This window comes from Amycolatopsis acididurans, from assembly GCF_012328925.1.
Lineage (GTDB): Bacteria > Actinomycetota > Actinomycetes > Mycobacteriales > Pseudonocardiaceae > Amycolatopsis_E > Amycolatopsis_E acididurans.
In genome coordinates this window covers 531,254-554,018 of record NZ_JAAXLS010000001.1, presented here as the reverse complement: position 1 = coordinate 554,018, position 22,765 = coordinate 531,254, and the positions used below count along the sequence as shown (strand labels likewise).

General features: G+C 70.5%; 17 protein-coding genes and 1 pseudogene. 7 read left to right on the top strand and 11 right to left on the bottom strand.

The genetic code is table 11. The features are described 5' to 3' along the window. The first annotated feature begins 25 nt into the window (after window positions 1–25). Together HFP15_RS02735 and HFP15_RS02730 are read left to right on the top strand one after the other, a co-directional pair. Window positions 26–652, top strand: a complete 627-nt coding sequence (locus HFP15_RS02735; protein WP_168510963.1) for a response regulator — start codon at window positions 26–28, stop codon at window positions 650–652. 46 nt (window positions 653–698) lie between these two features. Continuing rightward, window positions 699–2,180, top strand: coding sequence for a bifunctional aminoglycoside phosphotransferase/ATP-binding protein (locus HFP15_RS02730; RefSeq protein WP_210716625.1), 1,482 nt, complete (start codon window positions 699–701; stop codon window positions 2,178–2,180). A 52-nt stretch (window positions 2,181–2,232) separates the two neighbouring features. Here HFP15_RS02730 and HFP15_RS02725 read toward each other — a convergent pair whose 3' ends face one another. Continuing rightward, window positions 2,233–2,889: a CBS domain-containing protein gene (locus HFP15_RS02725; RefSeq protein WP_246271259.1), complete on the bottom strand. Its 657-nt coding sequence runs from the start codon at window positions 2,887–2,889 to the stop codon at window positions 2,233–2,235. Between the two features lie 160 nt (window positions 2,890–3,049). Here HFP15_RS02725 and ftsH point away from each other — a divergent pair, with 160 nt between their 5' ends. Together ftsH and HFP15_RS02715 are read left to right on the top strand one after the other, a co-directional pair. Further along, entirely contained in the window at window positions 3,050–4,933 is a 1,884-nt protein-coding gene (gene ftsH / locus HFP15_RS02720; protein ID WP_168510961.1) for an ATP-dependent zinc metalloprotease FtsH, read from the top strand. Between the two features lie 79 nt (window positions 4,934–5,012). After that, complete coding sequence (locus HFP15_RS02715; RefSeq protein WP_168510959.1) at window positions 5,013–5,432, top strand: CBS domain-containing protein; 420 nt, start codon at window positions 5,013–5,015, stop codon at window positions 5,430–5,432. Here HFP15_RS02715 and HFP15_RS02710 read toward each other — a convergent pair. The 5 genes from HFP15_RS02710 to HFP15_RS02690 form a co-directional block, all read right to left on the bottom strand. Beyond that, the gene (locus tag HFP15_RS02710) at window positions 5,389–6,507 is read right to left on the bottom strand and encodes an acetate/propionate family kinase (protein ID WP_168510957.1); all 1,119 of its coding nucleotides are present in this window, start codon (window positions 6,505–6,507) and stop codon (window positions 5,389–5,391) included. The genes HFP15_RS02715 and HFP15_RS02710 overlap by 44 nt on opposite strands. A gap of 8 nt (window positions 6,508–6,515) precedes the next feature. Continuing rightward, window positions 6,516–9,152 (bottom strand): bifunctional acetate--CoA ligase family protein/GNAT family N-acetyltransferase, encoded by a 2,637-nt coding sequence (locus HFP15_RS02705; RefSeq protein WP_168510955.1) that lies wholly within the window; start codon window positions 9,150–9,152, stop codon window positions 6,516–6,518. Beyond that, window positions 9,139–11,553 (bottom strand): phosphoketolase family protein, encoded by a 2,415-nt coding sequence (locus tag HFP15_RS02700; protein WP_168510953.1) that lies wholly within the window; start codon window positions 11,551–11,553, stop codon window positions 9,139–9,141. The genes HFP15_RS02705 and HFP15_RS02700 overlap by 14 nt, the downstream gene beginning before the upstream one ends. Continuing rightward, window positions 11,514–12,410 (bottom strand): universal stress protein, encoded by an 897-nt coding sequence (locus HFP15_RS02695; RefSeq protein ID WP_168510951.1) that lies wholly within the window; start codon window positions 12,408–12,410, stop codon window positions 11,514–11,516. The genes HFP15_RS02700 and HFP15_RS02695 overlap by 40 nt, the downstream gene beginning before the upstream one ends. 129 nt (window positions 12,411–12,539) lie before the next feature. Then, the gene (locus HFP15_RS02690; protein WP_312871411.1) at window positions 12,540–13,424 is read right to left on the bottom strand and encodes a universal stress protein; all 885 of its coding nucleotides are present in this window, start codon (window positions 13,422–13,424) and stop codon (window positions 12,540–12,542) included. A gap of 168 nt (window positions 13,425–13,592) precedes the next feature. Here HFP15_RS02690 and HFP15_RS02685 point away from each other — a divergent pair, with 168 nt between their 5' ends. Further along, window positions 13,593–14,198: a DoxX family membrane protein gene (locus HFP15_RS02685; protein ID WP_168510949.1), complete on the top strand. Its 606-nt coding sequence runs from the start codon at window positions 13,593–13,595 to the stop codon at window positions 14,196–14,198. A 43-nt stretch (window positions 14,199–14,241) separates the two neighbouring features. Here HFP15_RS02685 and HFP15_RS02680 read toward each other — a convergent pair whose 3' ends face one another. Beyond that, the gene (locus tag HFP15_RS02680) at window positions 14,242–14,685 is read right to left on the bottom strand and encodes a potassium channel family protein (protein WP_168510947.1); all 444 of its coding nucleotides are present in this window, start codon (window positions 14,683–14,685) and stop codon (window positions 14,242–14,244) included. Window positions 14,686–14,798: 113 nt separating this feature from the next. Between HFP15_RS02680 and HFP15_RS02675 the strand changes: the two genes are divergently transcribed. Next, the gene (locus HFP15_RS02675; protein ID WP_168511293.1) at window positions 14,799–15,533 is read left to right on the top strand and encodes a glucose 1-dehydrogenase; all 735 of its coding nucleotides are present in this window, start codon (window positions 14,799–14,801) and stop codon (window positions 15,531–15,533) included. 42 nt (window positions 15,534–15,575) lie between these two features. Here HFP15_RS02675 and HFP15_RS02670 read toward each other — a convergent pair. Next, window positions 15,576–16,352, bottom strand: a pseudogene (locus HFP15_RS02670) (NAD(P)H-dependent amine dehydrogenase family protein); the annotation flags it as partial. 436 nt (window positions 16,353–16,788) lie between these two features. Here HFP15_RS02670 and HFP15_RS02665 point away from each other — a divergent pair. Further along, entirely contained in the window at window positions 16,789–19,119 is a 2,331-nt protein-coding gene (locus HFP15_RS02665; RefSeq protein WP_168510945.1) for an acetyl-CoA acetyltransferase, read from the top strand. 39 nt (window positions 19,120–19,158) lie between these two features. Here HFP15_RS02665 and HFP15_RS02660 read toward each other — a convergent pair whose 3' ends face one another. The 3 genes from HFP15_RS02660 to HFP15_RS02650 form a co-directional block, all read right to left on the bottom strand. Beyond that, window positions 19,159–19,836: a CE1 family esterase gene (locus HFP15_RS02660; protein ID WP_246271258.1), complete on the bottom strand. Its 678-nt coding sequence runs from the start codon at window positions 19,834–19,836 to the stop codon at window positions 19,159–19,161. 335 nt (window positions 19,837–20,171) lie between these two features. Further along, the gene (locus HFP15_RS02655) at window positions 20,172–21,359 is read right to left on the bottom strand and encodes an acyl-CoA dehydrogenase family protein (RefSeq protein ID WP_168510943.1); all 1,188 of its coding nucleotides are present in this window, start codon (window positions 21,357–21,359) and stop codon (window positions 20,172–20,174) included. Beyond that, on the bottom strand, window positions 21,360–22,745 hold the full coding sequence (locus HFP15_RS02650; RefSeq protein WP_168510941.1) for an MFS transporter: 1,386 nt from the start codon (window positions 22,743–22,745) through the stop codon (window positions 21,360–21,362). Window positions 22,746–22,765: the final 20 nt, after the last annotated feature.

Genomic DNA, 22,765 nt, shown 5'->3' with positions numbered 1-22,765 from the left:
TGTTTCCCCGAGGAAGGCGGCCGGTTTGATCAGCGTGTTCCTGGTGGACGACCACGAACTCGTCCGCCGTGGCGTGCGAGACCTGCTGGAGGCCGACCAGGACTTGACCGTGGTCGGCGAGGCGGGCACGGCCGCGCAGGCACTGGCGCGCATCCCCGCGTTGCGCCCCGACGTGGCGCTGCTGGACGTCCGTCTTCCCGACGGCAACGGCGTCGAACTGTGCCGCGATCTGCGGTCGAGGGTGCCCGAGACGAACGTGCTGATGCTGACCTCCTACACCGACGAAGAGGCCATGTTCAACGCCATCCTCGCCGGTGCGAGCGGTTACGTCATCAAGGACATCCAGGGGCTCAGCCTTCTCGCCGCCGTGCGCGAGGTCGGTTCCGGCCGGTCGTTGCTGGACAACCGCGCCGCCGCCACGCTGATGGCCAAGCTGCGTGCCGACGCGGCGGACGAGGGACCGCTGGCGCATCTGACCGAGCGGGAACGCACGCTGCTGCAGCTCATCGGCGAGGGCCTGACGAACCGGCAGATCGCCGAGCGCATGTTCTTCGCGGAGAAGACGGTGAAGAACTACGTGTCCCGCCTGCTGGCCAAGCTCGGTCTCGAACGCCGCGCGCAGGCCGCGGTGCTGGCGACCAAAATGCGATGACCTACGGCTCTGTGACAGTCGGCGAAGGAAAACCAGGCTGGGCCTCATGAACCAACGTCAGCTGACCTCCGCCCTCCTGCCGACGGCCGCGGAGCCGTGGAGCGCCGTGCACGAAACCCATATCGGTGCCGTGTTCCTGGTCGGCGACTACGCCTACAAGCTCAAGAAGCCCGTGGACTTCGGGTTCCTGGACTTCACCCGGCGCGAGGTCAGGGAACAGGTCTGCCACAAGGAGGTCGCGCTCAACCGGCGGCTCGCCCCGGACGCCTATCTCGGTGTCGCCGACGTGACCGGCCCGGACGGCGAGATCTGCGACCACCTCGTCGTGATGCGCAGGATGCCGGAGGAGCGGCGCCTTTCCACGCTGGTCCGCCAGGGCGAGCCGCTCGACGACGTCATCCGCAACCTGGCGCGCGTGATGGCCCGCTTCCACCAGCGGGCCGAACGCGGCCCGGCCATTTCCGCGCAGGCCACCCGCGACGCGGTGCGTGAGCGCTGGCGGGCCAGTTTCGCGCAGGTGCGCCCGTTCCACGGCACCGTCCTCGACGCGGATGTCGCGGCCGAGATCGAACAGCACGCCGAGGAGTTCCTCGCCGGGCGGGAAGCCCTGTTCACGCACCGGATCAACACCGGCCGGATCGTGGACGGGCACGGTGACCTGCTGGCCGACGACATCTTCTGCCTCGACCACGGACCGCAGATCCTCGACTGCCTGGAGTTCGACGACACCCTGCGCGCGGTCGACGGCCTCGACGACGTGGCCTTCCTCGCCATGGACCTGGAACGCCTCGGCGCGCCGGAGCTCGGGGAGCTGTTGCTCGACCGGTACATGGAGTTCTCCGGAGATCCCGCACCCGCCGGGCTGCGGCACCACTACCTCGCCTACCGCGCGTTCGTGCGGGTCAAGGTGGCCTGCCTGCGCTACGAGCAGGGCGAGACCTCCGCCGCCGCGCTGGCGCGGGACTACGCGCGCATCGCGGTGCGGCATCTGCGGCTGGGCGAGGTGAAGCTGATCCTCGTCGGCGGGCTGCCCGCCTCGGGAAAGTCCACTTTGGCCGGTGCGATCGCCGACCGGATCGGCGCGACGGTCCTGCGCAGCGACCGGATCCGCAAGGAACTCGCCGGGATGCCCGCGGAGCAGAGCGCGGCCGCGGGCTACGAGCAGGGTCTCTACGATCCGGCGCACACCGAACGCACCTACGCCGAGATCCAGCACCGGGCCGGGAACCTGCTGGAGCTCGGTGAGACGGTCGTGCTGGACGCCTCGTGGCGCTCCGCCGACCGCCGCGCCGCGGCCGGCGAAGTCGGCGTCCGCACCCACAGCAGGCTCATCCCGCTGCGGTGCTGGGCGCCGGAGGCCACCACGGCCGCCCGGCTGGCCGCCCGGACCGGGTCCATTTCGGACGCGACCCCGGTGATCGCGCTGCGGATGGCCACCGACGTGCACCCGTGGCCCGACGCGCACACGGTCTTCACCGCGGGCACCGAACACGATTCGCTCACACAGGCGCTGGCCTATCTCCAGTGACACGACAGCGGGCCGGTGCCCGTCCGGCACCGGCCCGCTGTGGTCGTCGTCCTCACTCGCGCTTGTCGTCCCAGACATAGCCGAGGCGGTTGCACACACCGACCACGCCGGGCACCAGCGCGGCCAGCTCACCCGCGGCGGTGACGAGGCTGCGGCGCTCGACGCGGCCGAGCAGCATCACCTCACCGTTGCGGACGGTCACGCTGTAGCAGGCGGGGTCGGCCAGCAGCGCCTTGCCGAACACGTCGCGTTCGATCTCCGACTTGATCTCGGCGTCCGCGCGGAGAAACACGCCGACCAGGTCCCGCCGCGCGATGACCCCGACCAGTTTGTCCCCGTCCACCACGAAGAGCCGGCGCAGTCCGGTGCCGGTCAGCTGCCGGGCCACGGCCGACAACGACTCCGCCACGCCCACGGTGCGCGCCGGCGCGGTCATCAGGTCGCGCGCCAGCACGGCGGCCGCCTTGCGGCGCTGCCGACCGTCACGGTGGATGCCGAAGCGGGAGTGGTGGGCCGGCTCCCCGGCGTACTGCTCCTTGGGCAGCAGGTCGGCTTCCGACACGACGCCGACCAGCGTCTCACCGTCGACCACCGCGACCGCGCTGATGCGCCGCCGCGCCAGCAGTTCCGCGATGTCCTTGAACTCGGTGCCGGGAGATACCACGGCCACGTCCTTGGTCATGACGGCGCCGACGGTGAGAGTTCGCATTGTTACCTCCAAGTCGATGCCTCCGACGCTAGGAACGCGCGCAGCAGCGGCAGCAGAGACTTCGGCCATCACGGCGAGGGACCTTCGCCGCTCCCGGTCCCGGTCCGGACAGGGTTTGCTGGGGGCAGTCAGAAAGGACCTGAGAGGTAGGACGAGGACCATGTCGCGTACGGCGAAGTCAGGCCCGCCCCCGGACCCGGTACGGAAACCGGAACCGCCCAAACCCCCGGGCTGGCGGGTGTGGCTGCTCCCGATCGGCCTGTTGCTGGCCATGGTGCTGCTGTTCCTGCCGAGTATTCTCAGCGGCTCGAGCACGACCGCGACCGTCTCCTACACCGATCTGCTCACGAAGGTCGACGCCGGCCAGGTCAAGACCGTGGAGATCGACGACAAGGGCACACTGACGGGCACGCTGGCCGACGGCTCGAACTTCAGCAGCCAGCTGCCGACCGCGCTCGGCGACACCCAGCTTCCGCAGAAGCTGCAGGCGCACAACGTCCAGATCACCGGCAAGGTCAGCTCCTCGGGCACCAACTGGCTGCTCACCATCCTGATGCTGGCGCCGGTCGTGCTGATCATCGCGTTCTTCGCGCTCGCCGGGCGCGGCAGCAGCTCGCTGGCCGGCGGGCTCGCGGGGTTCGGCCGCTCCAAGGCGAAGATCATCGAGGCCGAGCGGCCCACCACCCGGTTCGCCGACGTGGCCGGATACGAAGGGGTCAAACAGGAAGTCAGCGAGGTCGTCGACTTCCTGCGCAATCCCGAGCGGTACGCCGCCGCGGGCGCCAAGGGCCCCCGCGGGGTCATCATGGTCGGCCCGCCGGGCACCGGGAAGACGCTGCTCGCCAGGGCGGTCGCCGGGGAGGCCAGCGTGCCGTTCCTGTCGATGACGGGTTCGGCGTTCGTGGAGATGTTCGTCGGCGTCGGCGCGTCCCGGGTCCGTGACCTGTTCACCGAGGCCCGCGACCGCGCACCGTCGATCATCTTCATCGACGAGATCGACGCGGTCGGCAGCCGCCGCGGGGCGGGCAACATCGGCGGGCACGACGAACGCGAGCAGACCCTGAACCAGCTGCTGTCCGAAATGGACGGCTTCGACCAGGGCAGCGGAATCGTGGTGCTGGCGGCCACGAACCGGCCGGAGACCCTGGACGCGGCGCTGCTGCGGCCCGGCCGGTTCGACCGGCAGGTCACCGTTCCGCTGCCCAACCAGGCCGAACGTGCGGCGATCCTGGCCGTGCACGTGGCGAACAAGCATCTCGCGCCCGACGTGGAACTGGACCGGCTCGCCCGCGGCACCCCGGGTTTCTCCGGCGCCGATCTGGCCAACCTGGTCAACGAGGCCGCCATCAACGCCGTGCGCGACGAACGCACGCTCATCACCGTCGCCGATCTCAGCGCCGCGCGGGACCGGCTGATGCTCGGCCGCCGCGACACGTCGAATGCGCTGCTGCCCGAGGAACGGCATTCGGTCGCGGTGCACGAATCGGGCCACGCGCTCGTGGCGGCGCTGTGCGAGCACGCCGACCCGGTCGAGAAGGTCACCATCCTGCCCGCCGGTATGGCGCTGGGCGCGACCGAGCAGCTGCCGGAAGCCGAGCGGCACCTCTACAGCGAGGCGCATCTGAGCGACATGCTCGCCGTGCGCCTGGGCGGCAGGGCCGCCGAACTCGTCGTGTTCGGCGAGGGCTCCACCGGCGCGGCGAACGACCTGTCGGGGGCGACCGAACTGGCGGCCAAGATGGTCACCGAGTTCGGCCTGTCCCCGGCGCTCGGCCCGATCGGCTACCCGGCCGGCGAGGCGGCCTATCTGCCCGGCGCGCCGACGGGTGCGCTGCACCGGTACTCGGAGGAGACGCAGCGGATCGTCGACCAGGAGATCGCGCGGCTGTTGCGGGAAGCGGAGAACCGTGCGGTGAGCCTGCTGACCGACCACCGTGGCGCGCTGGACCGGCTGACCACGCGACTGATGGAACACGAAACCGTGGACGGCACGGTCGTGCTCGAGACACTGCGGGACGAAGATGCGCTCACCACGGCACGCTGACGCGAAGGGCATTTCGTCCTCGCCCGTCGAGCCCGTTCTGCCCTGTGCCCGGCGCGCGCCGGCGGGGGATGCTCGGATCATGCGAGCAGCGGAGATCATGACCAAGCCCGTCTACGGAGTCACCGGCGACGCGAGCATCGAGGAAGCCGCGGCCCTGATGATGGAGCGTGGTTTCACGACCCTGCCCGTCCTCACGGCCGGGGGTCATCTGCGCGGCGTGGTGACCGAGGCCGATCTCGGCCGCGCCCGGTTCGTCGCCGGTGCCCGGGGGGAAGCCACTCCCGAGGGCGGGGCGACGGCCGGGCTGCACGCGCGTTCGGTGTGCGAGGTGATGCGGGACAACCCCGGAACGGTCACGCCCGACGCGGACCTGTCCGAAGTGGCCGCGACCATGGTCGACGCGCGCCAGCGGTGCCTGCCGGTCACCGATGCCGACGGCCGGGTGGTCGGGATCATCAGCTGGCGCGACCTTCTCGTGCACCTGGTGCCCGGCCGCTGAGCACGAGCGCCGTCGCCGCCCGGGCGAGTTCGAGGTCCTCCCTGGCCGTGATGCTGAGCAGGGTGACCGCTGCGCCGTCCGGGCTGATGACCCGGTCGCCGGCGTTGCGCAGCCGGCCCGCGTCGATTTCCAGTCCCAGCACGGAAAGCCCGTCGGTCAGTTCGGCCAGCAGCCAGGGCTGGTGCTCGGCCACCCCGCCGGTGAACACGACCGCGTCCAGCCGGTCCAGGCTCATCGCCGCCGCCCCGATCTCGCGCCGCAGCCGGTGCAGGTACACCTCCACGGCGGCGCCCGCGTCGCGGTCGCCCGATGCCCGGGCGGCCAGGATCTCCCGGAAATCCCCGCTGGTACCGGTCATGCCGGCCAGCCCCGAACGGTGGTAGAGCGCGTCGGTCAGGCGCGGTAGGTCCATGTCCCCGGTGCCCAGCAGGTACAGCAGCAGTCCCGGATCCACCGAACCCGAGCGTGTCGCCATCGCGGCACCCTCCAGCGGAGTGAAACCCATCGAGGTGTCGGCGCTGGCACCGGCGCGGATCGCCGTCACCGAAACACCGGAACCGATGTGGCAGCACAGTATGCGCAGGCCGTCGTCGGCCAGCAGCTCCGCACAGCGCCGCGTGGCGTACTGGCACGACAGGCCGTGGAACCCGTAGCGGCGTAACCGGTTCTGCGCCGTCCAGGCCTTCGGCAGCGGGTACTTCGACGCCGCCTCGGGAAGTCCACTGTGGAATGAGGTGTCGAAGCAGGCCACGACGGGCAGGTCGGGCAGTGTGACACGGACCAGCCGGGCGATTCCGGCCGACAGCGGCTGATGCAGTGGCGCGAGCGAACCGAGGCGTTCCAGTTGCCGCAGCAGCCTGTCGTCGACCAGCGCGGGACCCGGCCGGGAACCTCCGTGGACGAACCGGACGGCGGCCGCGTCGGGCCGTCCCCAGCGCCGGACCGCCGCCCGCACCGCGCGGTCGTCGGCCACGGCGTCGGCGGCGTCCCAGGTCTGGACGCCCACCGTCGTCCCGTCCTCGATCAACGCCGCCTTCATGCTGGAGGAACCGGGGTTCAGCGTCAGCACGCGCATGGTCGTCCTCAGGTCCGCAGCCGGCGCAGGAACGGATCCGCGCCGGTGCGGGGCTCGATCCGGATCCGGGCGTCGAGCACGACGGCCCCGGATCCGGTGCTCAGCAATGGATTCAGGTCCAGTTCGGCGACCTCGGGCAGCAGTTCCGCGAGCCGGCTGATGCGCAGCACGACATCCCGGACCGCGTCCCGGTCGAGGCCGTCGAACAGTTTCGCCGACGAGCGCAGGCCCTCCAGCAGGCGGTCGGCGTCGGCGGTGGTCAGTGGTGCGAGCCGGGCGGTCCGGTCGGCCACCAGATCGGTGTCGGTGCCGCCGAGTCCGAACACGACCAGCGGCCCGAACGTCTCGTCGGCATGGATGCCCACGAGCAGTTCCCGGCCACGGGCGGCCATCGGCTGCAGCACCGCGCCGCGCCAGCCCGCGCCGAACTTGCGCCGCCAGTCGCGCACGACGTCACGCGCGGCGGTCTCGTCGCCGACGTCGAGCACCACGCCACCCGCGGCGCTCTTGTGCAGCAGGCCTTCCACGTCGGCCTTCATCGCCAGCGGCCGGTTCAGCTCGCGGAACACGGTCGCGGCGGCGTCCTCGTCCTCGGCGTAGCGGGTCTCGGCGAGCGGAATGCCGAAGCAGCCCAGCACGTCCACGACCTCGAGCGGCGCCAGCCACCGGCGCCCTTGTGCGAGATAGGAGCGGATCAGCGACACCGCGCGGGCGGGGTCCACATCGGACAGCTCCGGTGCGACGCCCTCCGGTGTCGCACGCCACCGCGCGTAGCGGGCCACGTGCCCGAGCGCCGCCGCGGCGTCCGCGGGGTCGCTGTAGCTCGCGGTCGCGGGTCCGTGCTCGTCGGCGAGCGGCTCGACGTGTGCGAGCTGCCCGAGCCGTACGGCCAGCACCGGCTTGGCGCAGGCCCGTACCCGTTGCGCCACGGCGGCCATCGGGTCGCCCAGTGCCGTGGGCACGGTCGCGGCGAGCACCGCGTCGACCGCCGGATCGGCGAGCAGCAAGTCCAGACAGGAACCGAACAGCGCCGCGTCCACGGCCGCCGTGGTGTCGATCGGATTGCGCACCGACGCCTGATCGGGCAGCAATGCGCGCAGCGCGGCCCTGGTCTCCTCCCCGATGTCGGGCAGCACCAGACCGTGCCGGGCACACGCGTCCGCGGCGAGCACGCCGGCGCCGCCCGCGTTGCTGATCACCGCGACCCGGTTGCCCGCGGGCAGCGGCTGCCAGGACAGCGCGGCCACGGTTTCGACCAGTTCGCTGATCGTGTCGACGGCGATCACCCCGGCCTGCTCGTAGAGCGCGTCCCTGGTCACCGCCGGGGTCGCGGCCGCGGCGGTGTGCGACGCGGCCGCCCGCCGGGCGATCTCGGTGTCCCCGGTGCGGATCGCCAGCACCGGTTTCTCCCGTGCGAGCATGCGGGCCAGCCGCCCGAATTTGCGCGGATTACCGAAGGACTCCAGGTAGAGCACCGCGATCCCGGTGCCGGTGTCGCGCTGCCACCACATGAGCAGATCGTTGCCGCTGACGTCGTACTTGTCGCCCGTGGAGACCAAACTGGACAGCCCGATCCCCAGCTGCCGCAGGGATTCCAGCAGCGCGATCGCGAACCCGCCGGACTGGCTGACCACGCCGACGGGGCCCGCGGGAACGGCACCGGGCACGAACGTCGCGTTCAGCCGCGACCCCGGGTTGGCCACCCCGATGCAGTTCGGTCCCACCAGCCGCATGCCGTAGGTCCGGGCCGCCGTCACCACCCGCTCGCCCAGCTCGGTGCCGGTCAGCCCGGCCGAGATCACCACGACCGCCCGCACACCGAGCTTCCCGCACTGCTCGACCGCGTCCGGCACGGCCGCGGCGGGAACGCAGACGACGGCGAGGTCGGGACACTCGGGCAGTTCGGCCACCGACGGCGCGCAGGGCACGCCGGAGATCGCCGTGGCGTGCGGGTTCACCGCGAACAGCTTGCCGGGGAAACCGCCGTCGAGCAGGTTGGCCAGCACCGCGTGCCCGACCGACCCGCTTCGCCGGCTCGCCCCGATCACCACGACCGAACGTGGCCGCAGCGCCGATTCCAGGCTGGCCACGTCGGCGAGCCGTTCCCGTTCCGCGAGCGCGGTCCAGTAGCTCTCCCCCGGTGCGAGATCGAGCACGAACTGGCGTTCCGGGCCACCCGGCGTCATCCGGTACGGCAGCCCGAGATCACTGAAAACCCGCACCATGCGCGCGTTCTCGGCGAGCACCTCGCCGGTGAACCGGCGGATGCCGTGCGCGCGGGCGAGGGAGACGAGATGCTCCAGCAGCAGGGTGCCGACGCCGTGTGCCTGCGCGCGGCTGTCCACGGTGAGCGCGACCTCGGCCTCGGTCGGTTCCGCGCCGGCCTCGTAATGCGCCACCCCGACCAGATCCCGCTGCCGGAACGCGCCGACGGCGCAGTGCCGCGGCCCGGGTTCGGCCGCGATGCGCGCGCTCAGCTCGTCGAGGTTGCCGGGGATGCCGAAGAAGCGCAGGTACCGGTCGTGCTCGTCGAGTCCCCGGTGCAGCGCCAGTACCGCGGCGGTGTCCTGCGGCCGCAGCGGGCGCACCAGCACGACCTCGCCGTCGGCCAGTACCGCGGTGAAGCCGCTTTCAGTGCGCGCCATGGCTTCCTCCCGCCCGGGCGCCCGCGCCGGGCCACGTCCACTCGCGAACCTCGGGCAGGTCCTCGCCGTGCTCGCGGATCCACCGCTGGTGCCGCGCGCGCATCTCGGCCATTTCCTGCCGCACGCCGCCCGCCGTGCGCACCAGCCCGGGTACCCGGTCGATCACGTCGATGACGAGCTGGTAGCGGTCCATGTCGTTGAGCACCAGCATGTCGAACGGTGTCGTGGTGGTGCCGTGCTCCTTGTACCCGCGCACGTGCAGCTCGGCGTGGTTGGCGCGGCGGTAGCACAGGCGGTGGATCAGCCACGGATAGCCGTGGTAGGCGAAGATCACCGGCCGGTCCTGGGTGAACAGCGCGTCGAACTCGCGGTCGCTCATCCCGTGCGGGTGCTCGGTGTCCGGTTGCAGCCGCATCAGATCGACCACGTTGACCACCCGCACCGCGAGATCGGGAAGGTGCTCCCGCAGCAGGGCCACCGCCGCGAGGATCTCCATCGTCGGCGCGTCGCCCGCGCAGGCGAGCACCACATCCGGCTCGCGGTCGGTGTGGGAGCTGGCCCATTCCCAGATGCCGGCGCCGCGGGCGCAGTGCAGTCCGGCTTCCTCTTCGCCGAGCCAGTTCGGCGCCTCGTTCTTGCCCGCGACGATCACGTTGACGTAGTCACGGCTGCGCAGGCAGTGCTCGGCGACGGCGAGCAGCGTGTTCGTGTCCGGCGGGAGGTAGACACGCACCACCTCGCTGCTCTTGTTCGCCACGTGGTCGATGAAACCGGGATCCTGATGGGAGAATCCGTTGTGGTCCTGCCGCCACACGTGTGAGGTCAGCAGGTAGTTCAGCGACGCGACGGGCCGCCGCCACGGCAGTTGCCGGTGCACGCGCAGCCATTTGATGTGCTGGTTGACCATCGAGTCGACGATGTGCACGAAGGCCTCGTAGCAGGAGAACAGGCCATGCCGGCCGGTGAGCAGATAGCCCTCCAGCCAGCCCTGGCACAGATGCTCCGAGAGCACCTCCAGCACGCGGCCGTCCCTGGACAGGTGCTCGTCGACCGGTTCGATCGCGGCCTGCCACTGCTTTCCGGTCGCCTCGTACACCGCGTCCAGCCGGTTGGACGCGGTCTCGTCCGGGCCGAACAGCCGGAAGTTGCGTTGCTCGGCGTTGTCCTCGAAAACGGCCCGCAGGTACTGGCCGAGCACGCGGGTCGGCTCGGTCTCCGTCGCGCCCGGGGACGCCACCGGCACCGCGGGCAGGGCGGGCAGTCGCAGGGGCCGCAGCAGCAGCCCGCCGTTGGCGTGCGGGTTGGCGCCCATCCTGCGTTCCGCCTTGGGCATGAGCGCCGTCACCGCGGCCTTCGGACGTCCGTCGGCGTCGAACAGTTCCTCGGGCCGGTAGGAGCGCAGCCACTGTTCCAGCGACCGCAGGTGGTGTGGGTGCTCGCGGACGGCGGGCAGCGGAACCTGATGCGCGCGCCAGGTTCCCTCCACCGGCAGACCGTCCACTTCGGACGGCCCGGTCCAGCCTTTCGGGCTGCGCAGCACGATCATCGGCCAGCGTGGCCGCTCACCGGAGCCAGCTTCCTTGATGCGCCCGATCTCGCCGAGCACCTCGTCCAGCACCGCGGCCATGGCCTGGTGCATAACGGCGGGCTCGTGACCTTCGACGTAGTGCGGCGCGTAGCCGTAGCCGCGCAGCAGCTCGTCCAGCTCCTCGTGCGGCAGCCGCGCCAGTATCGTCGGGTTGGCGATCTTGTACCCGTTGAGGTGCAGGATCGGCAGTACCACGCCGTCGCGGCCGGGGTCGAGGAACTTCGTCGCGTGCCAGCTGGTCGCCAGCGGCCCCGTCTCCGCCTCCCCGTCGCCGACCACGCACGCCACGAGCAGGTCCGGATTGTCGAACGCGGCCCCGAAGGCGTGTGCCAGCGAGTAGCCCAGTTCGCCACCCTCGTGGATCGAACCGGGCACCTGCGGCGCCACATGGCTGGGCACGCCGCCGGGGAAGGAGAACTGCCGGAACAGTTCCCGCATCCCCTCGGCGTCCTGCGAGACCTCCGGCGCCACCTCGGGATAACTGCCCTCCAGCCAGGTGTTGGCGAACAGCGCGGGCCCGCCGTGGCCGGGCCCGGTCACGAACATCGCGTTCAGATCGTGCGTCACGATCGCGCGATTGAAGTGCGCGTACAGGAAATTGAGCCCCGGCGAGGTGCCCCAGTGGCCGAGCAGCCGCGGTTTGACGTGCTCGGCCCGCAACGGCTCGGTCAGCAACGGGTTGTCCAGCAGGTAGATCTGCCCCACCGTCAGGTAGTTCGCCGCCCGCCACAACGCGTCCACCTGGGACAGTTCGGCCGCGGTCAGCGGGCCGGTCACGCCTCGCGCTCCGGGCGGACGATCATCACCGGGCATTCGGCGTGGTGGATCAACGCCTGGCTGGTGGAGCCGAGCAGCAGGCCCGTGAAGCCGCCGCGCCCGCGGCTGCCGACCACGACGAGCTGCGCCTTGGCCGACCATTCGAGCAGCTGGTGCCGCGGCCGGTCCCGTGCCACCACGCGTTCCACGCGCACGTCCGGGTATTTGTCCTGCCAGCCCGCCAGGCTCTCGGCGAGCACCCGGCTTTGTTCCTGCGCGGCGGGTTCCTGCTGCAGCAGCGCGAAACTCATCGGCAGCGCCGTCACGTACTCCGCGTCGCTCCACGAATGCACGGCGACCAGGGGCACGTTGCGCCAGGACGCCTCCTCGAAAGCCAGCCCCAGCGCGCGTTCGCTCAGCTCGCTACCGTCCACACCGGCCACCACGGGGCTCTCGGCGGGCACCGGCGCGTCGCGCCGAGGGCGCACGACGATCACCGGGCACTGCGCGTGCGCGGCGACCGCGACCGCCGTCGAGCCCGCCATCATGCCGCGGAATCCGCCGCGGCCCAGCGAGCCGAGCACGATCGTCCGGGCCGTCTTCGAGACCTCGAGCAGGGCCTGTACCGGGGCGATGTTCGGCCGGGACGTGCTCACCGTGAGCGACGGGTCCACCTCGCGCGCGATCCTCACCGCGGCGGCGAGCTCGTCCTGGGCGTACTTGTCCAGCTCGTCGATCAGGGTCCCCAGCGTGGGCAGACCGCCGCCGTAGGTGCTCAGCGCCGGGTTGAGCCCGAACAGCAGATGCAGCCGCAGGTTGCGCGAACCCGCCATGGCGGCGGCCCAGCGCACGGCCTCCGCGGCCGTGCCCGAGCCGTCCACGCCGACCACGATCGCGTCCGTCGTCTCACTCATCGTTTCGCTCCCTGCCCGGCCACCGCGACGCCGTGCTCGATTACGCCCGCTTTCCCCGGAACCGACGTTAGGAAGGCCTTGCCCAGCGGGCAGCGGCCAACCGTCCCCCAAGGTGAGGACTTCGGTCCCTCACCCGGCGCGGTGCCGGGCGACCAGCACCGGGCAGTGCGCGGCGGAGACCACACGCTGGCTGGTCGAACCCAGGAACATCCCGGCCACTCCGCCGAGACCGCGGCTGCCCACGACGAGCATCCGCGCCCCGTCCCCGGCCGCGACCAGCTCCTCGGCCGGCCGTCCGCGCACGACCCGCTGCTCGACGGCCACGTTCGGATACTTCTGTTCCCAGCCCGCCAGCGACTGCGCCAGCATCTCCCGTTCCGCGGCCTCGAGCGCGGACCGGTCCAGGGTCCAGCGCATCTCCTCGTACACCGCGACGAGGAAGGTGTCGTTCCAGCAGCGCACCGCGAGCAGCGGAGCGCCGCGCCACGCCGCTTCCTCGAACGCGATCGCGATCGCCTCCTCGCTGGAGGGGCCGGCATCGACGCCGAGCACGACCGGTCCCTCCGCCGGCGGCGCGGCCTCGCCGGTGTGCCCGCGGATCACCGCCACCGGGCACGACGCGTGCGTCGCGACGGCGAAGGGCACCGAGCCCGTCATGAACCGGCCCTGCGGGCCCAATCCCCGCGCGCCCGTCACGATCAGGCTCGCGGACCCCGCGTGCTCCAGCAGCGCCGCCGGGGCGCCCTGCTCGCTGAGCAGCAGGCGCGGCGTAAGCCCGGGCGCCACCTCACGCACCGACTCCTGAGCCGCCTGCAGCACCCGCTTCCCCCGCAGCCGCGCCGCGTCGCGCAACCGTTCGATGCGCAGCGACAGCGAAACCTCCTCCACGGCGTGGACCAGCACCAGTTCCCGGCCGCGGCCGGCGGCTTCCGCGGCCGCCCACCGCGCCGCATGCGACGCCGAGTCCGACCCGTCGACGCCCACCACGATCGGTCCCGCGGAATACCCCGACACTGCGCTCAACTCCTCAATCGGCTCTGTCTCCACCGACAGTAGGAAGCGCGGGCCCGGGATACGGCTGGCGTTCGGCCCCTGGCGAAAGGACCTTGTCCCCCAGACGGTTTCGCTCGGCCCGCCACAGACTCGGCGCGCTAGCGGAAAAACTCAGTCAAGGAGACCGCGATGTCCGTGCACGATGAGCCGAAGCTTACTTCTGCCATGCAAATTCCGCGGCAACGCGCCGCGGAGACCGCGCCGGTACACGGCGCCGTGATGACCCCGATCGCCGCGCAGGCCATGGCGTTCCTGCGCATCGTCACCGGCCTGGTGTTCCTGTGGGCCTTCTTCGACAAGACGTTCGGCTGGGGTTACTCCACGACCAGCCAGAACGCCTGGATCAACGGCGGCTCCCCCACCCGGAATTACCTGAGCACCGTCAACGTCGGCCCGCTGGCGAGCACCCTGCGCTCCTGGGCCGGGCAGCCCTGGGCCGACTGGCTGTTCATGATCGGCCTGCTGGCCATCGGCCTGGCCGTGCTGTTCGGCGTGGGCCTGCGCATCTCGGCGATCGCCGGAACCGCGATGCTGGCGCTGATGTGGATCGCCGAATGGCCGCTGGCGAAGGTCAACGAGGCCGGGCAGGCGACGCATTCCACCAATCCGATCATCGACTATCACTTCGTGTACGCGGTCGTGCTGATCGTGCTCGCCGCCGCGTACGCGGGCAACACCTGGGGTCTGGGCCGCCGCTGGGCGGAACTCGTGCGCGACAACCGCTGGCTGCTCTAGCGGTTCCCCGGCTTCGAGCGCGCCACGGCTTCTCGTGGCGCGCTCAGTCGTCTCCGCGGGGCAACCGCGCTTCGATCCCGGCCAGCCGGGACTCGATCCGGTCCAGCCGCCGCAGGAGTTCGCGTTCCACCGTCTCGGCCTCGGCCTCCAAGACGGCTTCCTCGGCGAGCGCCACGCGGCGGGCGATGTAGAGGGCCACCGTCGCGGCCACGGCACCGATGATCGCGACACCGGCGACCATGACCGCGCCACCGACGAGCTTCCCGAGCACGGTCGTGGGCACGTGATCGCCGTAACCGACCGTGGTCATGGTCGTCAGCGCCCACCACACCGAGTCGCCCCACGAATGGATGTTCGCCGCGGGCAGGTTCCGCTCCACCAGCCACACCACCGTGCCGCCCCCGAGCACGATCCCCGTCGCGGCCATCGTGACCAGCCCGGCGAGGCGCGCCACGGTGGACAACGGCCTGGCATTCAGGTTCGTCATACCGTGAATTCTCGGTCACCCGCGGCCCGTCGTCACGGCGGCGTCCTGCTGTCCATTGAGGACCCCGGGCGCGATATTGAAACACGTTCTACTTTGCCGTAGAGTCGCCTGCCATGGGACGCGTTGAAGGCAAGGTCGCCGTCATCACCGGAGGCGCGCGGGGCATGGGCGCCTCGCACGCCCGTCTGCTCGTGGCCGAGGGCGCCAGGGTCGTCATCGGCGACATCCTCGACGACGAAGGCGAGAAACTCGCCGCCGAACTGGGCGACGCGGCCCGCTACATCCACCTCGACGTCACGCGACCGGACCAGTGGGCCCAGGCCGTCGAGCTCGCGACCGGCGAGTTCGGCAAGCTCGACGTGCTGGTGAACAACGCCGGAATCGTCAACGGCAGCACGATCCAGAAGTTCGACCTCGCACGGTGGCAGAAGATCATCGACGTCAACCTGACCGGAACGTTCCTGGGGATCCAGGCCGTGGCCGACGCGATGATCGCCGCGGGCGGCGGGTCGATCATGAACGTGTCCTCCGTGGAAGGTTTGCGCGGCAGTCCCTGGGTACACGGTTACGTGGCCACGAAATGGGCCGTGCGCGGGCTCGCGAAATCGGTCGCGCTGGAACTCGCGCCGCACAACATCCGGGTGAACTCCATCCATCCGGGCCTGATCCGCACCCCGATGACCGCCAACATTCCCGACGACATGGTGAAGGCGCCGCTCGGCAGGGCCGCCGATCCCATCGAGGTGTCGACCTTCGTGCTTTTCCTGGCCAGCGACGAATCGTCGTACGCGACCGGCAGCGAGTTCGTCATGGACGGTGGTCTCGTGGCCGACGTTCCGCACAAGTGACCACCGCGCCACGAAACGTCCCTTGCCCGTGACGAGCGGAAGATCGAGCGTCGTCCGTATCCCGGGCGCGGCCGCCACGACGTCCGGGATCGCGTTCACGATCCGGCCCGCGGCCGCGACGATCGCCGCGTGGTTGTGGTCGCCCTCGCGGCTGCTGGGGCAGATGTCCACGGCATACGAGGGCTCGCCGACGATCTCCACCCGGTAGGAACCGCCGGGCTGCGCGGGCCGCGCCCAGTCCGGCCGCAGGTCCTCCCGCAGCCGCGTGACGTGCTCCACGACGATCGCGGGGCGCCCGCCCACCATGCCGGTGATCTCGAACCGCACGGCCGCCGTGCCACCCTGGGGAATCCGCCCGGCGGCCACGTCGAAGGTCTCCGGTGCCGGTTCGCGCTCGCAGGACTCGGTGATGTCGTCCACCTCGACGCCCAGCCCCGCCGCGAGCTGACGGATCGTCGTGCCCCAGGCCAGGCTCAGCACACCGGGCCGGTACAGCATCGGCACCTCCTCGAGCGGCTTGCCGAACCCCATCACGTCGAACATGACCGTGGCGCCGTCGTAGGTGGCGTAGTCCGCGATCTCCGTACAGCGGATCAGCTCGATCCGCCGGCAGGTGCCGGCGAACGCGAGCGGAATGAGATCGTTGGCGAATCCGGGATCGACGCCGGTGATGAAGATGCTGGAATTCCCCCGGCGCGCCGCGGATTCGAGGCGGTCGATGTGCTCCTGCGGCAGCAGTCGCCACGGGTACTGCAGAATCACCGGAGCCGAGCCGACCACGTTGGCGCCCGACTCCAGAATGCGGCGGCAGTCCCGCATCGCCTCCGCGGTCCGCACATCGCCCATGGCGCAGTAGACGACGCAGTCGGGCCGGGTGGCCAGCAACGCCTCGAGATCGCCGGTCGCGGTGACGCCGGTGCGTTCGTCCAGCCCGGCGAGCACACCGGCGTCCGTGCCGGCCTTGGCCTCGTTCGACACCCACACCCCGGTCAGCTCGTAGCCGGGGTGCGTCAGGATGCCGGCGAGGGCAAGCCTGCCGACGTTGCCCGTGCCCATATGCGCTACTCGGATACCCATGTGGTGGCCCTCGACCTCCTCGGACGGGATCTTCCCGGCACCCTATAGTGGACTATCGACTGGACACTGGTCCAGCGCAGGGCGCCGGGTGATCTAGAACTCGTTCCAGTCCGCGCCGCCGGAGGCGGGCGGTACCGTTGACGACGCCCGGTTACCGTGCTGACCTCGGAGAACACCCATGCCCCACACCGGTCTCGATCCGCGCACACCCGTGATCGTCGGGGTGGGCCAGTTCGCCGAACGCCTCGACGAGCCGGGATACCAGCGGCTGTCGGCGGTGGACATCGCCGCGCGGGCGGCGCGTGCCGCGATCGGCGACACCGGTGCCGGCGAGCAGGCCGTCGTCGCGGCGATCGACACCATGGCGGGCGTCCGCCAGTTCGAGATCTCCAGCCCGATCGCCACGGCGCCGCTGGGCAGGTCCGACAACTACCCGCGCTCGGTCGCCCGGCGGATCGGCGCGGCGCCGGCGCGTGCCGTCCTGGAGGTCGTGGGCGGTCAGGGCCCGCAACATCTCGTCACGGAGTTCGCGGGGGCCATCGCCGACGGCAGGCACGAGGCCGTGCTGCTGTTCGGATCGGAGGCCATGTCCACCGCCCGGAAATTCGCCGGTGCCGAGGACGAACCGGATTTCACCGAACACGTCGAGGGCGACCTGGAGGATCGCGGCTACGGGATCGACGGCATGTCGACCCGTCAGCTGGTCGCGCACGGGCTGGCCGAACCGCCGGCGCAGTACGCGTTGTTCGACAACGCCAGGAGGGCGCGGCTCAAGCAGACCCGCGAGGAGTACGCGCAGGCGATGGGCGAGCTGTTCGCGCCGTTCACCAGGGTCGCCGCGGCCAATCCGTACGCCGCCACCCCGGTCGAGCGCACCGCGGCCGAACTGGTCACCCCGACCGCCACCAACCGCTTGGTCGTCGACCCGTACACCCGCTACGTCATGGCGAGGGAGAAGGTCAACCAGGGCGCGAGTGTGCTCATCATGTCGGTGGCGCTCGCGCGGCGTCTCGGCGTGCCCGAGCAGAAGTGGGTCTTCCTGCACGGGCACGCGGACCTGCGCGAGCGCGGGCTGATGGAGCGCCAGGATCTCAGCCGTGGCCCGGCCGCGGTGATGGCTGCCGAGCACGCACTGAAGGTCGCCGGCATCGGCCTGCCCGACGTGGCGACGTTCGACCTGTACAGCTGCTTCCCCAGCCCCGTTTTCATCGTCTCCGAAGGCCTGGGCCTCGACCCGGACGATCCCCGTGGGCTGACGGTGACCGGTGGGCTGCCGTTCTTCGGCGGCCCCGGCAACAACTACTCCATGCACGCCATCGCCGAGACGGTGCGGCGGATGCGGGCCGCTCCCGGGGCGTTCGGTTTCGTGGGCGCGAACGGTGGCTGCCTGAGCAAGTACTCCGCGGGGGTCTACTCCACGACGCCCGTCGAGTGGCGTCCGGGCTCCGATGCCGAACTCCAGCGCGAGATCGATTCGTGGCCCGCCGTGGACCAGGCGCGCCATCCCGGCGGCTGGGCCACCATCGAGACCTACACCGTCACGCGCGGTGCGGACGGGACACGCACGGGTCTGGTCATCGGGCGGCTGGAGGCCGACGGCCGGCGGTTCGTCGCCCGCACCGAACGAGGTGATGACGAAACGCTCGACCTGCTCACCGAGGGCGAGCCGGTCGGCGAACGGGTCCACGTCCGCTCCTCCGGCTCGGGCAACCGCGTCGCCGTGCGCCACAAGCGGCTCGTGCGGAAGCGCCCGGCTTTGCGCGCCGAGTACGACCATGTGCGCGTGCACCGCGACGGGCACCGGCTCGACGTCACGATCACGAGGCCGGGCGCGAACGAAAGCCTGCGCCCGGAAGCCAACGCCGAACTCGACGAGATCTTCGACGCCTATTTCGCCGATCCGGGGCTGTGGGTGGCGATCGTGACCGGCGCGGGCGAGCGGGCGTTCGCCGCGGGCCACGAGCTGGGGCAGGTCGCCGGGTTCAGACCGGACTGGCTGCCGGTGACCGGCTACGCGGGCCTGACCAGCCGGGGCGAGCTGCCGAAGCCGGTCATCGCCGCGGTCGAGGGCGACGCGCTGGGCGCCGGGTTCGACATCGCGCTGGCCTGCCACTTCCTCGTCGCGGCCGAAACCGCGCGATTCGGGTATCCGGAGGTACGCGCCGGTCTCGTCCCCACGGGCGGACTGGCCCGGCTGCCTCGTACCCTGCCGCCGAACCTCGCCAACGAGGTACTCCTGGCGGGCCGCCGCCTTTCCGCCGCCGAGGCCCACGCGCACGGGCTGGTCAACAGGACCGCCGCGCCCGGCCGCGCGCTGGAGACCGCCCGGCAACTCGCCGACGACCTACTCCAGGCCTCCCCCACCGCGATCCGGATCTCACTGCGCCTGATGACCGAACCGGATCCCGAGTCAGCACCCGCACTGGACGACCTGATGACCACCGACGACGCGTTCGAGGGCGTGAACGCCCTGGCGCGGAACCGGAAGCCGCAGTGGCGCAACCGGTGAATCAGTGTTCCGGCGACAGCGGCCGCATGAACAGTCTCGCTAGAGCCGGTGCGCGCGGAAGAACTGCAGGATGACCGGCGTCGCGTCGATCACCGTCGGGGTGGCGGAATCGTTGTTCGGCCGCGTGCTCGGCCAGACGTGCCCGGCGCCCTCCACGCGGTAGTGCACGAGCGCGCAGCCCGGCCACCGCTGCACCACCACGCCCCGCACCGGTGAGTACGACACCGGCCGGCCGGCGCAGTGGTCACGTTCGGCCCAGGCCGCCAGCCAGTCCGGAATGGACGGTAGACCCTTGGCCGGGTTGCCGTCGTAGGGGATCGTGGTGTCGGCGGTACCGTGGAAGTCCAGCAGCGCCACCGTGCCCGCGGGATGGCAGGCGCCGGCCTGCGGGTAGAAGGCGCCGGAAACCGGGGCGAACGCCGCGATGCGCCCGGCCATCCGGCAGGCCAGCACACCGACGAAACCGCCGCCGTTGGACTTGCCGGCCGCGTAGATCCGCGCCGGATCCACGCACAGCCGGCTTTGCAGCGATGTGAGCAGGTCGCTGGTGAACAGCACGTCGTCCGCCGGGGCCGAGTAGGGCGCCCCGGTCCACGCCGATTTGCCATCGGTTCCGGTCAGCCCCTGCGGATACACCGCGATCACGTCCGAACCGGAGAACTCGGACAGCTGTTCCTGGTATTCGGCCGTGCGCCCGTGCCCGTGGAAGGACAGCACCAGCGGGTAGGCCCGGTGCGGGCTGGTAGCCCGCCGGGACGTGGATCCGGTACTCGCGGTCCACCCCGCCCGAACTCACGTGCGCGACCGTCGTCGTGCCGGCGGCGGGTGCCGCCCGCCCGCATCCCGTCGTCGGCACCGGATGGTCGATCACCCCCGGCGCGGCGGCGGCCGGTGCCGTGACCAGCACCGGCAAACCCAGTGCCACGGCGAGCGCGACGGCCCCGCGGCGGAAACGTCCAGACATCCGATCCTCCTCGATCGACGGGCAGCGCGACCATGATCACACCGCCCGCCGCGAGGCCGGACGTTTCGTTCATAAAGTCAACGACGTCTCACCCTTTCGACCGGTACTCGCGTAGCAGGCCGCGGCTGATGATCGTTTTCTGGATTTCGCTGGTGCCTTCGCCGATGAGCAGGAACGGGGCCTCCCGCATCAGGCGTTCGATCTCGTACTCCTTGGAGTAGCCGTAGCCGCCGTGGATACGGAACGCCTCCTGGGTGACCTCGGCGCAGTACTCGCTGGCGATCAGCTTGGCCATCCCCGCCGCGACGTCGTTACGGTCCCCGGTGTCCTTCAACCGGGCCGCGTTGACCATCATCAAATGCGCCGCCTCGACCTTGGTGGCCATCTCCGCCAGCTTGAACGCGATCGCCTGATGCTCCGCGATGGCCTTGCCGAACGTCTTACGCTGCTGGGCGTACTCGATCGCCAACTCGAACGCCCGGATCGCGATCCCGCACGCCCGCGCCGACACGTTCACCCGGCCGACCTCGATACCATCCATCATGAACGCGAACCCCCGCCCCGGGGCCGCACCCAGCACCTTGTCCGCCCCGATACGGAACCCGTCGAACACCGCCTCGGTGGTGTCCACGCCCTTGTACCCCATCTTGTCGATCTTGCCCGGGATCGTCAGCCCCGGCAGCACCTCGCCATAACCCTCGGGCTTCTCCACCAGGAACGTCGTCAGATTCTGATGCGCCTTCTCCGCACCCTCATCGGTCTTGACCAGTAACGCGATCAGATTCGACGTGCCCCCGTTGGTCAACCACATCTTCGCGCCATCGATGACGTAGTCGTCACCGTCACGCTTGGCGCGGGTCTTGATCGCCGCCACATCCGAACCCAGATCGGGCTCCGACATCGAGAACGAACCCCGGATCTCCCCGGTCGCCATCCTGGGCAGGTAGTACCGCTTCTGCTCCGGCGTCCCATGCCGGGAAATCATGTGCGCCACGATGAAATGCGTGTTGATCACACCAGACACCGACATCCAGCCGCGCGCGATCTCCTCCACCACCAGCGCATACGTCAGCAGCGACTCACCAAGACCGCCATACTCCTCCGGGATCGTGATCCCGAACAGGCCCATCTCCTTCATACCCTCGACGATCTGCGCCGGATACGAGTCGGAATGCTCCAACTCCTGGGCATGCGGAATGATCTCCTTGTCCACAAACGAACGCACGGTGGACAAGATCTCGGCCTGCACCTCGGTCAAACCCAGAGTCCGCGGCATTCACGCCTTCCTTTCCAACTCTTCCGCCGCTACGTGGCCGACGGTGCCCTCGGCGATATCCTCGAGGCTGCGCTGCCGCGTCTCCGGTGCCAGCACGATCACCGCGATCGCCCCGACGAGGCAGACGCCCAGCACACCCAGGAACACCCCCTGCACGCCGACGCTTCCGTAGATGGAGCTGACCAGGAACGGCGTGACGATCACGCTGCCCCGCGCGAACGCGTTGGCCAGCGACGAGCCCTGCAGGCGAAGCTCGGTCGGGAACAGTTCGGGAATGTAGCTGGCGATCTGCACCGAGATCGCGAAGCTCGCCAGGAACACCCAGATGATGCCGGCCACGATCAGCTCAGCGGTCGAGGACGAGTAGCCGTACCACATGCCGACCCCGCCCATCAGCACGAACAGGGCGGCGTTGACCCACTTGCGGCCGAGCCGGTCGCCGACGAGCCCGCCGATCAGGCAGCCCGGCACCGCGCCCAGTTGCATCAGCACTGTGATACCGAGGCTCTTCTGCACCGACAGGCCCTGCCCTACGAGATAGGTCGGCACCCACGACTGGAACGTGTAGAACGCGATCTGGTTGCACACCGCGATCAGGATGCAGGCGGCGGTGATGCGGCCCAGCGGTTTGCGGAACAGGGCGCGAAAGTCCGGCCGCTCGGTCTTGCCCGCCGGGGCCGGGAAGGACTCCGGCTGTTCGGGCATGTCCGGGTTGTACCGCCGGGCGATCCGGTAGGCCTCCTCGTGGCGGCCGCGCGATTCGAGCCAGCGCGGTGATTCGTCGAGGAACTTCATCTGCAGCAGCCAGATCAGTACCGCGGGCACACCGCACACGATGAACATCGCGCGCCACCCGAGCGACGGAATCACCAGCAGCCCGGCGATCGCGGACGCGGGCAGCGCCAGGTTCACGATCATCGCGAGCACGCCAGCCCAGGACGCGCGCCGCCGGCTGGGCACGAACTCGTTCCAGGTGCCGTATCCGGTGATCAGGACCGCGCCGAGGCCGAGCCCGGTCGCCACCCGCAGTGCGACGATCAGCCCGTGGCTGGGTGCGAAACTGGTGACCAGTGTCGCCGCGCTGTAGAGCGCCAGCGCGTACAGATACGTGGACCGCCGGCCGAACCGGTCGCCGAGATACCCGGCGATCAGGGTCCCGACCAGCAGGCCGAACGACGTCGCGGACAGGAACGTGGCGTTCTCGCCCACGGTGGAGAACTTCGCGGCGAGCATCGCCGCCAGAACCGAACCCGACAGGTAGATGTCGAAGGCATCGAAGAAACCGCCGCCTCCGAGCAGCGCGAGCTGCTTGAGATGCGGGCGGCGCACGCGCGCCTGGTCCAGATAACGTCCTACGACGGATGGAGCACGCTGCACATCGGACATGGGAACAAACCTCCGCTCGA